This is a genomic window from Sulfuracidifex metallicus DSM 6482 = JCM 9184 (assembly GCA_032834875.1).
Taxonomy (GTDB): Archaea; Thermoproteota; Thermoprotei_A; order Sulfolobales; family Sulfolobaceae; genus Sulfuracidifex; species Sulfuracidifex metallicus.
In genome coordinates this window covers 1594671-1609169 of sequence record CP135238.1, presented here as the reverse complement: position 1 = coordinate 1609169, position 14499 = coordinate 1594671, and the positions used below count along the sequence as shown (strand labels likewise).

At 39.0% G+C, this 14499-nt stretch carries 21 protein-coding genes; 11 read left to right on the top strand and 10 right to left on the bottom strand.

The genetic code is table 11. From position 1 onward, the window contains the following. Positions 1 to 149 precede the first annotated feature (149 nt). Positions 150 to 911: an inositol monophosphatase family protein gene (locus RQ359_RS08920; RefSeq protein ID WP_054837899.1), complete on the bottom strand. Its 762-nt coding sequence runs from the start codon at positions 909 to 911 to the stop codon at positions 150 to 152. Then, positions 908 to 1879, bottom strand: a complete 972-nt coding sequence (gene trxB / locus RQ359_RS08915) for a thioredoxin-disulfide reductase (RefSeq protein ID WP_156017956.1) — start codon at positions 1877 to 1879, stop codon at positions 908 to 910. The genes RQ359_RS08920 and trxB overlap by 4 nt, the downstream gene beginning before the upstream one ends. Before the next feature lie 106 nt (positions 1880 to 1985). On the opposite strand from trxB, the gene RQ359_RS08910 reads away from it, so the two are divergent. Beyond that, positions 1986 to 3467 (top strand): dihydropteroate synthase-like protein, encoded by a 1482-nt coding sequence (locus RQ359_RS08910; protein WP_338116977.1) that lies wholly within the window; start codon positions 1986 to 1988, stop codon positions 3465 to 3467. Continuing rightward, entirely contained in the window at positions 3445 to 3897 is a 453-nt protein-coding gene (locus tag RQ359_RS08905; RefSeq protein WP_054837900.1) for a hypothetical protein, read from the top strand. The genes RQ359_RS08910 and RQ359_RS08905 overlap by 23 nt, the downstream gene beginning before the upstream one ends. Here RQ359_RS08905 and RQ359_RS08900 read toward each other — a convergent pair. Beyond that, positions 3881 to 4297: a 6-pyruvoyl trahydropterin synthase family protein gene (locus RQ359_RS08900; RefSeq protein ID WP_054837901.1), complete on the bottom strand. Its 417-nt coding sequence runs from the start codon at positions 4295 to 4297 to the stop codon at positions 3881 to 3883. The genes RQ359_RS08905 and RQ359_RS08900 overlap by 17 nt on opposite strands. Then, positions 4298 to 4798, bottom strand: a complete 501-nt coding sequence (locus tag RQ359_RS08895) for a hypothetical protein (RefSeq protein WP_054837902.1) — start codon at positions 4796 to 4798, stop codon at positions 4298 to 4300. It lies immediately after the preceding gene. 30 nt (positions 4799 to 4828) lie between these two features. Here RQ359_RS08895 and RQ359_RS08890 point away from each other — a divergent pair, with 30 nt between their 5' ends. The 6 genes from RQ359_RS08890 to RQ359_RS08865 all read left to right on the top strand — a co-directional run bounded on the left by RQ359_RS08890 (position 4829) and on the right by RQ359_RS08865 (position 8386). Next, positions 4829 to 5245, top strand: coding sequence for a hypothetical protein (locus tag RQ359_RS08890; RefSeq protein ID WP_156016807.1), 417 nt, complete (start codon positions 4829 to 4831; stop codon positions 5243 to 5245). Beyond that, positions 5232 to 5651, top strand: coding sequence for a hypothetical protein (locus RQ359_RS08885; protein ID WP_156017958.1), 420 nt, complete (start codon positions 5232 to 5234; stop codon positions 5649 to 5651). Before RQ359_RS08890 ends, RQ359_RS08885 begins: the two co-directional genes overlap by 14 nt. After that, a complete protein-coding gene (locus RQ359_RS08880; protein ID WP_156016809.1) occupies positions 5635 to 5826 on the top strand; it encodes a hypothetical protein in 192 nt (63 codons plus the stop codon). The genes RQ359_RS08885 and RQ359_RS08880 overlap by 17 nt, the downstream gene beginning before the upstream one ends. Before the next feature lie 20 nt (positions 5827 to 5846). Continuing rightward, positions 5847 to 6443: a 6-hydroxymethylpterin diphosphokinase MptE-like protein gene (locus RQ359_RS08875; RefSeq protein ID WP_156016811.1), complete on the top strand. Its 597-nt coding sequence runs from the start codon at positions 5847 to 5849 to the stop codon at positions 6441 to 6443. Positions 6444 to 6559: 116 nt separating this feature from the next. Next, entirely contained in the window at positions 6560 to 7744 is a 1185-nt protein-coding gene (locus tag RQ359_RS08870; protein WP_457921269.1) for an isopropylmalate synthase, read from the top strand. A 9-nt stretch (positions 7745 to 7753) separates the two neighbouring features. Continuing rightward, positions 7754 to 8386 (top strand): MBL fold metallo-hydrolase, encoded by a 633-nt coding sequence (locus tag RQ359_RS08865; protein ID WP_054837906.1) that lies wholly within the window; start codon positions 7754 to 7756, stop codon positions 8384 to 8386. Here the strand turns inward: RQ359_RS08865 and RQ359_RS08860 are convergent. Continuing rightward, positions 8376 to 8552 carry a ribbon-helix-helix protein, CopG family gene (locus tag RQ359_RS08860; protein ID WP_054837907.1) on the bottom strand — a complete coding sequence of 59 codons (177 nt, stop codon included), beginning with the start codon at positions 8550 to 8552 and terminating at the stop codon, positions 8376 to 8378. The two genes, RQ359_RS08865 and RQ359_RS08860, sit on opposite strands and share 11 nt — an antisense overlap. 147 nt (positions 8553 to 8699) lie before the next feature. Here RQ359_RS08860 and RQ359_RS08855 point away from each other — a divergent pair, with 147 nt between their 5' ends. Then, the gene (locus RQ359_RS08855; protein ID WP_054837908.1) at positions 8700 to 8984 is read left to right on the top strand and encodes an SH3 domain-containing protein; all 285 of its coding nucleotides are present in this window, start codon (positions 8700 to 8702) and stop codon (positions 8982 to 8984) included. 344 nt (positions 8985 to 9328) lie between these two features. On the opposite strand, the gene RQ359_RS08850 is transcribed toward RQ359_RS08855, so the two are convergent. From RQ359_RS08850 to RQ359_RS08840, 3 genes are read right to left on the bottom strand one after another with little or no spacing between them, the layout of a single operon-like run. Continuing rightward, a complete protein-coding gene (locus tag RQ359_RS08850; protein WP_054837909.1) occupies positions 9329 to 9562 on the bottom strand; it encodes an Lrp/AsnC ligand binding domain-containing protein in 234 nt (77 codons plus the stop codon). A 25-nt stretch (positions 9563 to 9587) separates the two neighbouring features. Further along, the gene (locus tag RQ359_RS08845; protein ID WP_156017962.1) at positions 9588 to 10766 is read right to left on the bottom strand and encodes an ABC transporter permease; all 1179 of its coding nucleotides are present in this window, start codon (positions 10764 to 10766) and stop codon (positions 9588 to 9590) included. A 56-nt stretch (positions 10767 to 10822) separates the two neighbouring features. After that, on the bottom strand, positions 10823 to 11566 hold the full coding sequence (locus tag RQ359_RS08840; protein WP_054837910.1) for an ABC transporter ATP-binding protein: 744 nt from the start codon (positions 11564 to 11566) through the stop codon (positions 10823 to 10825). A gap of 53 nt (positions 11567 to 11619) precedes the next feature. Here RQ359_RS08840 and RQ359_RS08835 point away from each other — a divergent pair, with 53 nt between their 5' ends. Then, positions 11620 to 12276 carry a hypothetical protein gene (locus RQ359_RS08835; protein WP_156016813.1) on the top strand — a complete coding sequence of 219 codons (657 nt, stop codon included), beginning with the start codon at positions 11620 to 11622 and terminating at the stop codon, positions 12274 to 12276. Continuing rightward, positions 12173 to 12976 (top strand): 3-methyl-2-oxobutanoate hydroxymethyltransferase, encoded by an 804-nt coding sequence (panB, locus tag RQ359_RS08830; RefSeq protein WP_054837911.1) that lies wholly within the window; start codon positions 12173 to 12175, stop codon positions 12974 to 12976. The genes RQ359_RS08835 and panB overlap by 104 nt, the downstream gene beginning before the upstream one ends. Here the strand turns inward: panB and RQ359_RS08825 are convergent. Beyond that, the gene (locus tag RQ359_RS08825) at positions 12955 to 13755 is read right to left on the bottom strand and encodes a 4-phosphopantoate--beta-alanine ligase (protein ID WP_338116978.1); all 801 of its coding nucleotides are present in this window, start codon (positions 13753 to 13755) and stop codon (positions 12955 to 12957) included. The two genes, panB and RQ359_RS08825, sit on opposite strands and share 22 nt — an antisense overlap. Next, a complete protein-coding gene (locus RQ359_RS08820) occupies positions 13710 to 14450 on the bottom strand; it encodes a GHMP family kinase ATP-binding protein (RefSeq protein WP_054837912.1) in 741 nt (246 codons plus the stop codon). The genes RQ359_RS08825 and RQ359_RS08820 overlap by 46 nt, the downstream gene beginning before the upstream one ends. Positions 14451 to 14499: the final 49 nt, after the last annotated feature.

Sequence of the window (14499 nt, the reverse complement as noted above, 5' to 3'; positions counted from 1 at the left end):
TTTATTTTACATAAGAAAAACTCTCACATCTTTTCTCTTTCATCGTCATTTTTCCAAGCTTAACTTCCAGGGAAATGGAGAAGAAGATTTTAACATTTAAAATTATAAATCTTTTAAGGAAAAATATATGAGATAAAAATCAATTTATTTTAGCTTTCTAAAGATTTGCTTGTGATTACCCAATCTTTAATCCTTTCTACGTTTTCTATGGAACTATCTAATGGCTTCCCTTCTTGACTGATAACAGAGAAGCCCATCTTAATGCAGAAGTTAGTAGATGCTGCTATATCTACATTTCTTAGCTTTGATCTTATATCGAAATATAAGGAAGCCCTACCTTCACAAACTAACGACATATCCAAGGAAGCACTTCCCAACGTTCTTACCTTGAACGGTTTCTCCACCTTTTCCATTATTTCCTTAGCTTGAGCCACTTGATCTACATCATAGTAAGCTAACACTACTCTAGGTGTATCTAAAGCTGGAGAACCGTCCATATATGCACGCTTTTTATCATAGGAATATGCCTTTCCTGTAGTTAAATTCATGATAATGCCAGCAACTGAGTTCCTCATCGACTTAGATTCTCTTTCATATAACGCTATAGAAACAGAGTACCAAGGAATCCCCATAACGAAATTGCTGCTTCCGTCTAAAGGATCAATTACAGCTATATAATCAGAATTTGACCTATCTATTACACCTGACTCCTCAGTAACGAACTTTATCTTGAGATCGGTCTTCTTATTAAAGTAATCAATTATGAAAGTTTCAATCTCTCTATCTGCAATTCTGCTTGTATCTCCGGAATGATACCCTACAATTTTAGAAGAATTGGGATCTGCTCTTACTTGGTTAACATAAGAAAAGAGATTTCTTGATAGATCTAGAAGAGTTTCCCGAAGACTCATTTCTTCCCCTTCTTTTCGTTCAAGTATGAATACACAGCATGTGATGCTACTGCACCTTGAGCGGTTGCAGTTATGACTTGCCTGAAGCCCATCCATAAGCCCGTACAATCTCCAGCTGCGAAAATCCCCTCAACGTTAGTTCTCATCCATTCATCAACTTTTATATAACCTCTCTCATCAGTTTCTATTCCATTGTTTCTGGCGAAATCCACTGGAGGTTCGAATCCTATCTCAACGAATACTCCGTTAACGTCAAGTTCCCTCGTTTCACCAGTCTTTAAGTTCTGGACCACGGCCTTATTCACTAATTTCTCTCCTTTTATTTCAGTTACTGTAGAATTTAGTATTATTTCAACATTAGGTTTGTGTTTTATTATCTCAACGTAAAACGGCTGCCCTCTAAATTGGTCCCTCCTGTGTACTAAGTATACCTTGGTCGCATATCTTGAAAGTAGCTCTGCTCCCTCCAATGCTGAATCACCTCCTCCAACAACGACGACAGGTCTGTTCTTAAATAGAGGAGCGTCACAAACAGAGCAGTAAGATACCCCCTTTCCAGTGAACTTTTCCTCTCCTGGAACGTTGAGTTTCCTTCTTTTTACTCCTACGGCTACTATAACAGATGACGCCTTATACTCGCCCTTTCTCTTGGTTTTGACTATGAATTCGTCCCCTTCCTTCTTTATGCTCTCCACCGTTTCCATTAGCACTGGAACGTTGTATCTCGAAATATGTTGATTAAACGTCTCGATCATCTTTTGGGCTGGAAGGTTTATCAAGCCTAGATAATCATCAACGTCTGCAGCTTCCGTTAGCTGCCCACCTGGAATCTCTCCGATTACGAGAGTTTTCATAATATACCTTGCAGAATAAAGTGCAGCACTGTAAGCTGCTGGACCAAGTCCAACGATTATTACATCGAATTTTTCCCCTGGTTTTACATTTGAGAGTTTAGGTAATAGGCTCATTACCATTATTATTGGAGAGTTGTCTTTAATTTTTTACCATTTTCCTGTTTTTGCTACAAATTCATTAATTAGGAATGCATTTAACCGACCAATGATAGGCTAACTAGTGAAAGTCCTCCTAGTAACGGGAAAACTAGCCTACCCTATACTTGTTGAGGCCTTAAAGGACGTGAAGGGAGTCGACGTTGACATATCCGTGATGGACGTACCAGTTGCAGCCCTAATGGACGTTCGTTACATAGCAGAAAGACTTAAGGGCGTAAGAGGATACGACGTGATAGTTCTTCCGGGGTTAGTTTTTGGAGATGGAGGAATTATAGAGAAAAGAACTGGGATCCCTACTGTTAAGGGTACGGAAGAGGCATGGGACATTAGATTAGTTTTGGACGCACTTAAACATGGAGTCAGGCTCTCTCCAAGGGAGCCAGCTGACAAGTTCCTAGATAAGGGTGAAGCTAAAGCCATACTTTCAGAGATAGAGGAGAAATCAGTTTATGCATTCAAAGAGCAAAACGTTAAGATACCTTTACGTCCCCCTCCATTTAAAATATTCTTAGAAATGGGAGATAAACAGTCACAAGAGGACTTATTGAGAGTAAAGGACTTCGTCGATGTCATAGTGATAGGTTTTCCAGTAGGACATGACGATAAGGATGAAGTTAGAAGAAAAGTCAGAGAGGCTCTTAAATTGGGAAAACCCATTGGAATAGATAGCGATTCACCTTCGGAGCTAATTGAAGGAGTTAGATCGGGTGCTTCCTTTGTTTTCAACCTTAATGAAATGAATTTGGAAAAACTAGCTAATATTAAGAATAATGCTACTTTTGTAGTTGCACCTTTTGAAGTTGAAAATAGAGGAGAAGTCACGATATCGATTGTTAATAAGGCAAGAGAACTTGGCTTTTCGAAGTTAATTGCGGATCCAGTTCTATCACCTCCACTTAAAGGGTTCGTAGACAGCCTATCGCAATACACAAAGGTCACAAGCCAGCTAAAAGACGTTCCAATCATGATGGGAATACTCAACTTCACTGAACTGATAGATGCCGACAGTGTAGGTGTAAATGCGTCAATGGTAGCGATAGCAGGAGAGATAGGTGCATCTTGCTTATTAACAATGGATAAGGGAAAAACTCGCTGGAGCTCATGGGAAGCTAGGGAGGCCTCAAGGATGATCTCCGTAGCAATGAGACGATCAAAGCTTCCTAAAGACGTTGGATTTGACCTCTTTGTACTGAAGGACAAAAGGAGACTGCCGAGAGAGTCCAAAAAGGGATACGAAGTTTCCAGAAATGAGCCAATCATGGACAGTGGATTCGCTAGAATTTACCTTACGAACGACGATATAGCTATTGAGTGGAGAGGAAAGGGTGGAGAAATAACACTTCACGGCAAAGAGGCTCTAAGCTTAGGAAGACAACTGCTCAGGGAACTGGAGAAGAGAAACGTTAAAGTTTCTCAGGAACACGCAATATACATAGGATATGAGCTGGCTAAGGCTGAAGTAGCACTTTCAATTGATAAAAATTATATTCAAGACAAACCAATATTAAGGAGGATTCCTAGTGAAGAGAATCGCGATACCTAAGATAATTGAGGTGAAGTTGAAAAAGAGGAATCTAGCCGAAGGCGAGTTCTTTATCGCAATTTCTTCCATTCCGCCCTTAATAACATTAGATAATGCAAACGAACTGGAGAGAAAACTCCTGGTTTCAATTATAGAGGAAAAAAGGAAAGAGGTTTGCGTTAGTTATCCTAGGTTGTGTTACCCATCTCTATATGGTGGAGTCTTCATATTTAGAGAGGATGAACCAGTGATGAGACTGGAGAAGAGAGGTTACATACATTTACAGGAAGGCATAAACGAGAAGAAATCAATAAGGGTTGAAGATTTCTTGAACACTGATATGGAAGGATGTATAGATAGCACCCCTTCAATCTGCTTCTTTCGGGAAAGAAGACTTGGGCTTAAATGGATAGACAACATAGGTTTAAGGTACATCATGGGTATTCAATAACGGCGTAAGAGTCTTTTCCCTCACTTATCCTCAGAGTTATGTTGAACTTCTTTTCAAGTTTCTCATAAATTTCCTTAGCTATATCCTGTCCTATGTACTCAACGGTAGCAAATGGATGGTCTATTGTCTTTGTCAAAACCGAAAATGGGCCTTTTAGCTCAACTGAAGAGATGTCTTTTCTGGGAATTATTATTTTATGGTCATATTCCTTTACGACGTTGTAAATCACTTCCCTCAGAATGTCAAAGTCTATTACGAATCCACTTTTCTCATCTACATTCCCCTGAACTTCCACCGTCAATTCGTAGGTATGACCGTGAATCTGCTCATTACCTGGTGAAGATGGAGTGTAATGTGCTGAGTCTATCGTAAATCCTTCTATACCTATCTTGATTTTCATTTAAGTACCCCCTTCGAACATCCTTCTTAAGTTTTTGTTAACATGTCTCCACGTAGCCTCAGTTAAGTTTCGAATCTGATCACACAAGGACTTCACGTCCTGATCTTCCCTCATGGAAGAAATCTTCTTGTAGACTGTGTTAAGGCTATTGAAATCTCCCTGAAAGATTATCCTTTCGTTATACTTTAGATAATCGGAACCGAAAATTAGATCACCTCCTTCTTCCACCAATCTGTAAATAGCGTAGGTCGTATTATCTACATCTACTCCGAGATGGAAAAGTTGGTCCTCCACCTTATTCTTTAAGGAAATGACGTTATCTTGGATCAAGGATATTATGCTATCAAGTATCTCCACTTGTTCCCTAAATGACTCGTCTGCTAGTGCCTCACTAAGGTTAGTTCTCCTTAGACATTCTGTCGAGCAAGGCACTTCCTCATCAACTAGGTCTATCTTCATTCTGGGAGTATTTTCGATGAAAGTCTTCTCAGCCGAGTTCACACTTATAACTCTACGTTGTCAGTATTAAATATGGAGCAAGTCCTGCATTTAGCCGATAAAATATTAACCGACATGATGTCGTGGTACGGAAAGACCTTCAAAGGAGCTTTGATAGACTTGGAAGGATCTACTCTGATTATTGTCCTAAAGGAAGTATCTGGAATATCGTTTACATCTAGAGGTGAAATATCTTGGTTCTTCATGAGGAGAGCCTTAAAAGAAGTAGAACTAAATGAAGGATGCCACTTGGAGATGATAATTTTTTCCGACAAAGAAGTGAAATACGGCATACCCTATCTAAGTTACGCTTCTAAGGTAGGAAAAGTTGTATATGATCCAGAGGGATTGTTTTCATCTTCAGCTAAAATTATAGATGAAGGAAACATGAAAATTTTAGATATAGCAGAGATCAAGAAAGGAGAGGTAGTTGAGATTGAACAACAGTGAGTCTGCATCGGAGTTCCTTTTGAGGGCAACTAGAACTCTGAAGGAATCAAAATTAGCATTTGATGAAGGAGATTTGCTCTATACGGCAATAAGACTTTATGAAACTGTAGAAAACCTATCTAAAGTGATCATGTCCTTATACGGAGTTTACACAAGATCCGACAAGGGAAACGCGTTAGCCTTAAATTACGTGAAAAGGAGCAGACAACTAGACCAAAAAACTTCGTCTTTAATTGAAAAATTGCAAGAAATTGAAGCCAAACTCTATCCTTCAACCATGATAGACGAAGCTTCCCTCAAGACACCTTCAGTTATCATAAGACACAAGGAAGCAGAAATACTGCTTAATCAAATTACCAATTTATTTGATGAGGTTAGCGTGATATTTGATGAGTTCCATAATTGACCTCGATTCTGACACTTGTTCCTCTGACGTAATGGACGCGATATTTTATGTTAAGGGTACAACTTTTAAGATATCAAGGAAAAATCCTTATTTTGAAGAAATAAGAAAAATGGGGATTGAAGTGCTAAAAGTAGATGGTGATCAGGTTTATTTCAAGATAAGGCGTTCTGGATAGCATTCTATGGAAGAATTAGAATGTACCTGCAAATTAATGAAAAGGACGATTATCGAGCTTGTGAGAAGTTAAACTTGTTTATACAAGATGACCTAGAGGAGGAACTTTTTTCTCTAATGAGAGATAGAGACGTAGCTATAGTGGGTGCTGGTCCATCTCTTAGGAAAGTAAAGGATCTAAAGGAAGAAATTATAGTTGCCGCTGATGGAGCTTCTAGATATCTTGAAAGTTACGTTAGGACGCCGGATATCATTGTAACCGATCTGGATGGAATTACGAAGATAAACGGATCTTCATTTTACGTTGTTCATGCTCACGGAGATAACATTCCATCCATTGATATGGTAATAGAAATGAAAAAGATGGTAGGGACATGTCAAGGTTTTCAATTAGGCAGAACGAAAATGTATGGAGGATTCACAGACGGAGACAGAGCTGCGCTCTTAGCATTGATTGCCAAAGCGAGGAAAGTTAGCCTTTATGGAATGGATTTCGATGACGAGAAAATAGGAATGTATTCTAAGCCATATCTTCTCGATGACATACCTTTATCGGAAAGAAAGAAAATTAAACTCAAAATTGCAAAAGAAATTCTGCAGTTTTCTGGACTAATCTAAGAAATATCAATACAGAAAATGTTTTACTCTCTTTTAAAAAGGGAAAACAATTTGTCTACTAATCTAGCTCGACGCCTGAAAATCTCTGTAAAAATTCCGATTCGATATAGCTCTCCATAACAGAAGATTTAAATGGTATAAGTAATTACAAAGATTGGTGCATAAAGGGATGCGTATTCTCCACGGTTAGAATTTTTGATACAACGTTAAGGGATGGTGAGCAGGCTCCCGGTATAGATTTGACTGTGGAGCAAAAGGTAAAGATAGCTAGACGTCTAGCTGATATGGGCGTGGACGTCATAGAGGCAGGATTTCCAGCCTCTTCAGAGGGAGAGTTTATAGCAACTAAGAAAATCCTGGAAGAAATAGGCGATATGACAGAAGTTATAGGATTATCAAGAGCAAACAAGAATGACATTGATAAAACCATACAAAGCGGTTTGGGAAGTATACATGTTTTCATAGCCACTTCAGACATTCATTTAAAATACAAGTTAAGAATGACAAGAGAGGAAGTCCTTGACAAAATTTATGAAAACGTGAGATACGCAAAGGATCATGGAATGGTTGTGGAGTACAGTCCAGAAGATGCTACCAGGACTGAAGAGGATTTTCTACTGACAGCTGTAAAAACGGCAATAGATGCTGGAGCTGATAGGATAAATATACCCGACACTGTAGGTACGATGCAGCCTTTCAAATTCTACGATCTAATAAGAAAGATTGTAGGTGTTGCTGGAGATAAGATAATAAGCGTACACTGCCATAACGATTTCGGCTTAGCTACTGCTAATTCGTTGGCGGGTTTATTTGCTGGGGCCAGGCAAGTCCACGTAACGGTCAATGGAATAGGGGAGAGGGCAGGAAATGCTTCTTTAGAAGAGGTTGTTATGGGCGCAAAGAAACTTTTCGGATTTAACGTTAACGTAAAGACGTGGATGTTATATGAAACAAGCAAGATGATTTCCCAGATGACTGGAGTTCCTGTGCCGTACTTCAAGGCTATAGTTGGAGATAATGCGTTCGGACATGAGGCTGGGATACATGTACACGGCGTTTTAGAGAATCCATCTACTTACGAACCTCTGACTCCAGAGGAAGTTGGAAACTTTAGGAGGATCGAGTTAGGTAAGCACAGTGGAATTCACGGTCTAAAGAAAATCCTAGATGATCAAGGAATTTACTTGGACGATATCTCATTAAGGGAAGTCCTAGCCGAAATCAAATCAATGGCTGATAGAGGCGAGAAAATAACGTCAGAAGATGCGAGGCGAATAGCCCTTAAATATGTAACCCATTGATTTTTCTTTATGATAAGATATTTCGGTCATTCGACGGTTTTGTTTGATAAGCTAGTTATAGATCCTCACGATGGAGGCAGCATTGGTCTTTTAAGACCAAATTATGGTGAAGCGAAATATGTTATTATAACTCACGATCATTATGACCATAATGCGTTCCAGTTAATTAATTATCAAGACATGAAGGTTGCGTATACTGGGAGTATGGATTTAGGAGACTTCAAGGTTGAAGGTTATTCCACCTTTCATGACAAAGAAAGGGGAAAGAGAAGGGGAAGAAATATTATCTATAAGATAATTAGAAAGTCAGATAATTTCACTCTGGTTCATCTAGGAGATTTAGGTCATCCCTTGAGCGAGGATGTCCTAAAACAGATCAAGAAACCGGATCTCTTGGCTGTCCCTGTGGGAGGATTGATAACAATAGACCATAACGAAGCTTCTCAATTAATAAGTGAACTCGAACCTAGCTCTATATTGCCTATACATTACTGGATCAAAGGACACTACATGCCTCTTAACCCTGTGGACGAATTCATAGAAAAGGTAAAGGGAAAATACGAACCAATAAATATAAAAACAAGCAAAAATGAAGACCTTGAAAAGGAAGGTAAGGGTAAAGTATTTTACATTAAAGCCTGATTTTCTCAACCTTCGCCAGAGGAACTGTATCCTTACTTATCTCCTCGTTTACAACCTTTTCTATGGCCTTTCTTATTGCTTCGCTTCGATTTAGACCATATCTTATAGCATATCTATCTAGTAGTTCCAATAAATCCTCTTCTACTTTGAATGTAACTACTCTCATTTTTTCCTCTAAATATAAGCTTTTCACTCGTTAGGCTTAAATATTATGTGGAGCGGTAACACCATATTCCTATTACATGAGGAAGACTACATCAAGAATAAGACTAAAATATTCCTTTTGCAGTATTAGTATTGAGGAAGAAATACAGTGCCAACCATACACTTGTCCCTTCCAGAATGGATGTACGACGAATTAAAGAGAAAAGCTGAGGAGTTGGGCATACAAATGACTGATCTTGCTAAAATGTATATAAAAGACGGAGTAGAAGGTAATACAAAACAGGAGAGTAACGAGGACAAGGGAAAGTATGAGGAGAGCATAGCCTTTTTAGAAGCAAAGGTGGCACAATTAGATGCCATAGTATACGAACTATTAAAGAAGATGCAAATGATGGAGGAAGACAAGGAAGACGTCGAAATGATAGATAAATGATGTGTAATAATTATATCTAGCTTGTTTAGAATAACGTATGCCTTTGTAACTACATAAAATTTATTCTTATGTTACATTTATGTTATTACAAAGAAAAGAAATAAGGGAGAAGCTTAATTCTCGTTATAATCTAGATGATACGCTTTCATTTCCATGTATATACATCCAAGAATCCACATTCTGGCCATTTAAAACCAAAAGAAGATAGACTAGGATAATAAAAAGGTAAAATCCAGAGGGGACCCTTCTGTGCTCATACGTCCCTGGGACACAGGGACATTTCACACAGACCCATTAATATTAAAGAAACATAAAAATAAAAATTTTACTATTATGCTCTACCTTTACATCATTATAAGTGTAACTGTTCTCATTATAGAACTGTTCCTTCTTATCTGTTCCAATACATTCTTTAGGTCACCGGAATTGGGAGCATCAACCTCTGCTACTAAATCGTATTCTCCGTACACGTTTTCTACCCTTTTGACAAAGTTTAGTTGTTTTAACTGTTCAGCCACTTCTTGTTCCTTACCTACTGATGTTACAATCAAAACGTAGGCGGCATATTTTTCTGTCATATACCCCAGATACCTTTCTCAATACTTATTTTAAAAGTAAGCGTTCTGGATTGAAAATTCTTGATGATAAGAAGAGCAAAAGTATTGACGCTATTAACGTTACTGATAGATAGAATATGGATTCTCCAGGCAATCCGAATACATAGAAAAGAAGGGAGGCACTAAGCTGCTCATATGGTATAATGTATATTAAAGACAGAGGAAACGTAACTTGAGCAAGGTTAATGAATAACGCTGAAAATGAAGCAACCATTCCGAAACTTAAGACAAGAAAGTTTATTATTTGAATGTTCCTAGTAGACCCACCGAAAATCAGCAGAAGAATTAAACTAATTGCAGCCGTAAGGAGAACAGTCTCAATGTAGATTACTACTATTAATATTGCAAATGAGGAGGAAAGAGCGAGAGATACGCCAAAGATAAATGAGGCAAAGAGAGAAAAAACGAATATGCCTATCAAGTCTCCTAAGGACGACATTAAACCTAGAAACATGGAAATGAAAAGCTTGGAGACTATGAACTCCATAGGTGATATAGGAGATGCTAAAAGTGATTCCAGAGTTCTTCTTTCCTTCTCGCCGGTTATTCCATCTGTAATGAAAAAAATTACAGGTGTTGCACTAGGGAAAAGAACCAAGGCTATTATCCTTGCTAGTTCGACTAACTGATCTCTTGCCTGCGTTGTAATGTGATGAGTTGGAGTTATATAAGTATAAACCACCTCCAACGGTTCCCTAATGTTCACAGGGCTTACGTTAGTGTGGGAATCGTTTATCAATTCTGATATCCTACTTAAAGATACGTTGTATAGAACGTTATACAAAGCATTGTCCACTAAATCTTGCGCCTTCGTGTTGGAGGAAATTTGAACCGTCATATAAACTAAACCCTTTCCTCCCAGTGAGGTTAGATTGCTATAGAATCCCTTAGGAAAGGTTAAGATTACGTCAGGCGTTACATTAGAATCGTTCTGATTAACCACTATCCCTCCATGAGAGGTTATATAGAAAGCTACTTCATTTACGTAAACTGAGTTGGCAGGTGAGTTATTAATTAGCTCCACAATAGGAGGTTGAGAAACCACAGATGCGTAAAGAACGAAACCAATCAATGGAAGTATAAAGAAAGGAAGTACCAAGGTACCCACAAGTAATTTCTTGTCCCTCTTAACGTCAAGCCACTCTTTACGAAGTAAAGTCAGCAGGTTCAAAGTTCCACCTAATAATCCTCAAGTTATATCTATCGATAAAAACACTTGTGCTAAGTCTGAGTTAACCTGGTCATCTTTATGAATGCCTCCTCAAGGTTTTGAACTCCCATCTTATCAACTAATTCCTTAGGGGTTCCCTCCATTAAGGACCTCCCTCCCTCAATCATCACAACCCTGTTACAAAGGTACTCTACCTCAAGCATATTATGAGATGAGAGAAGAACAGTAACCCCCTTTTCCTTAGCTATATCAGTTATCTTATGACGCACATTTATAGCCGATTCAACGTCCAGGGCGGAGGTTGGCTCATCCAGAATTGCTAACTTTGGACTGGTCATCAACGTCCTAGCTATTATTAGCCTTCTTTTCATTCCTCTGCTATATTCAGAAGCCTTATCCTGGATTCTGTCTCCTAGGTCTGCAATCTTTATTGCAGTATCTACATATTCATTTACCTTTCTTTTATCTCCTCTTGCGTACAGCTCAGCGTAAAAACGCAGGTTCTCTATTCCAGTCAGCCTGTCGTAAGGAAAGGTGTCTTCAGGCATATACGATATTAAGCCACTCTCCCTGGCTTTCTGAGGGGTCATTCCTGCCACTTCAACCTTGCCCTCAAATGACCTTATTATCCCAGACAAGATTCTCAACGTCGTAGTTTTACCCGCTCCATTTGGACCTACTATCCCAAAGACCTCTCCTGAAAACACATTGAAGTTAATTCCCTTCAAAATCTCCCTTTGACCAAAGCGTTTCCTAAGATCGGTAACATCCACGATAGTTTCCGTCTTAATCATACAAGTCTATTTACACAGATCTCATTTAATATTCTATTCGTTATTTACTTATCATGGTAGGTAACATCAGGGATAGAACCACGGAGTTCCTCTTGAGGTTTGGGGATAGAGGAAAGACCGTGGTTTCGATTGCCCTGATGTGCGAGCCTACCCAACTTGGAGATTTCAGCTATAAATGTGTTCAAGAAAAAATAGTAGAAAGAGGATATGATTTTGATCCTAAAATGCTGTTGAGGTCGATGGAGAAGGACTACGGAATAACAGAAACAAGCTATAAATCCACTAATCAGCATTGGTGGAGGTTCCTAGATAAGAACCAAGTTGAAGAAGCAATTTCCCCCGAGGAGGAAGACCCAGCAGTCACTGTTGTTAAAATTCAAGCTGAAAGTTTGGACATGCCATCAGCTGAGAGGAAACTTTCTATATTGATGAGAAAACCTAAGTTAAGCGAAATCGATAAAAGGATATTTAGGCAATTCTCCTTTGAAGAACTTCCGCTCTTTGTCAAGATATATAACGATGCGATGCAGTACGAGGAAACGCAGGAAATAGGCGAGAGAATAAAAAAAATAATAAACATGGCAAGAGCTGTTGCTATGAAGATAAATGAGAAAGAAAGTTACAATCAGGGACTTCTTAAAAAAGAAAGGGAAAGAGAAGATTACAATGCTAACAGCGTACGATTATCCGACCTCAAGGATAATATCTGAAACAGAGCTGGACTCAATTCTCGTTGGAGATTCGCTGGGCATGGTGGTACTAGGATATAACAATACTCAAAAGGTGGAAATGGAAGACATTATAAGGCATACATCCGCAGTAGCTCGAGCTAACCCGCCACAGTTAATGGTAGCTGATATGCCTTTTCTTTCTTACGAAATTAGCGTAGAGGAGGGCATAAGGAACGCCGGTCTTCTGGTTAAGGCTGGTGCAGATGCAGTGAAACTTGAAGGTGGAGTAGAAGTTGTAGACGTGGTTAAAGGAATAACTAAAGCTGGAATTCCTGTAATGGGACACATAGGAATGACCCCACAGAAGTATCTCAAGCTTGGCGGTTTCAGAGTCATGGGGAAATCTGAAGAAGAGGCAGAACTCCTTGTTGAGGACGCTAAGGTTCTGGAAAAGGCTGGAGCTTTCGCCGTGGTCATTGAGAATACTTATGCTGATATTGCAGAGAAAATAACCAAGGCCCTGAACATTCCTACTATATGCATAGGAGCTGGACCAAGCTGTGATGGACAAGTTCTAGTAATTCATGACCTTTTAGGCTTCAGTGAGACTAAACCTTATTTCGCGAAGAACTACATAAACCTAAACGAGATAATTAAAAATGCCGTATCTCAATACAGCAACGATGTAAAATCTGGTACCTTTCCTTCAAAGGAAAACTACAAGGACAGAGCTAATTGAGACATTCTCTCTGAAATGAATTTTAAGGATTCCTTTAAATTATCCTTGTTGTTAAATGATTGAAAGATTCTTTGAAGTTCATCCTTACTCATGTTTTTCATTTCTTTAACCCTTGTCGTAAGTTTTGGAACTACCCTGATGAAATTGTCAACTATAGTTATTGAAGCTGTCATAGAGGTTCTAGATAAAGGATTTAAATCTACGGCTATCACCTTTTTGCCTAACTTAATTAGGGCTTCAGTTCTATCGCCATCCTCCATAGCTAAGAACACTGTATCTGCCCTATATATCCCTCTAGAGCTTACCTTTCTCCTTTCACTGAATAATTCTTGAATCGTTTCTGACGCATCGATACCTACTCCTAGAACCTCTGATGCTCCAGCATCCCTTAAAATTTCGCCTATTTTCTTTTCTCTCTCTTCGTTCCTGTAAAACAAGTTTACCTCCAGAGGAGCATGTACTTCCTTAGATAGTTCAACGAGCTCCTTAGGAGCTAATGCAGCCATATTGCCGTTTACTGAAATTACAGGGTAAGACGATAAAAGGAGAAGTGCTGCAGCAGCTTCTATACTCCTTTCCGCGAACGCGTTAGTCCTCTCTCCTAAAAGGTAATCGAAACATTCTCCTCTACCGTGAGCTATTAGACCTTGTGGAACAACTGCACCTGTCTCCATCTGTTCTACCAGCTTTTCCCTGACAAGCAGGGTGTCTTTTCTGGGATGGGTACTTGGAATTAAATTACGGATGCTCCAAACTTTGATATCGTGTGAAGAGTCCACACTCCTTCCTTCGGATCTCCAATTTTAACTATTATGCCCTTCTTCCTATACGACAAAGGATAAGGAGAAATGAATCCCAAATCTTCGGTGAACTTCCTAGCTATTGAGAATAAATCCTGAAGAGGTAAGTTACAGCTATTTACCACTACATCCTTAACCCAATCTAGCCCAGAAATAATAGTAGATGTAGGAAGTTTCTCCAATATCTTTGAATAGATAACGCTCGAGTAATCATGCAGTCTAACTACCTCGCCGTAACCTGGAGCTCCAGGCTTCTTTCTGCATACTATGCCTCCAGAAATTTGAGAAATGACATCGCCAAATCCGTTTCCAGAAATTATCTCGCTTTCGTGTGCAGCAACCAGAGCTCTTTCCTCATCTATGCCTAACAGCTCGGATGCCGCAATAGCATAAGCCACGCTTAGTGCTCCACTTAAGCCATACCCGTAACCTAAGGGAACCCTGGAGTATGCCTCAATTTTAACCTTACCTAATTTTTCTTGTAGGAACTTTATGTTTGGCATTTCCATGAGTGGAATGCCGTTAAGAAGAGTACCTTCACCTCTCTTGGCCTCCGCTATTAAGGAAGGCTCTAACGTCATGGATATACCTATGGATCCACTTTGCTCAACAGTGGAAGATTTTACAGGATACCATAACAATGAAACCGATAAAGGGACCCTTATTAAAACCATGTTATTAACTTTCTAGAAAACATTAATAGATCTTATTTAATATTAATTA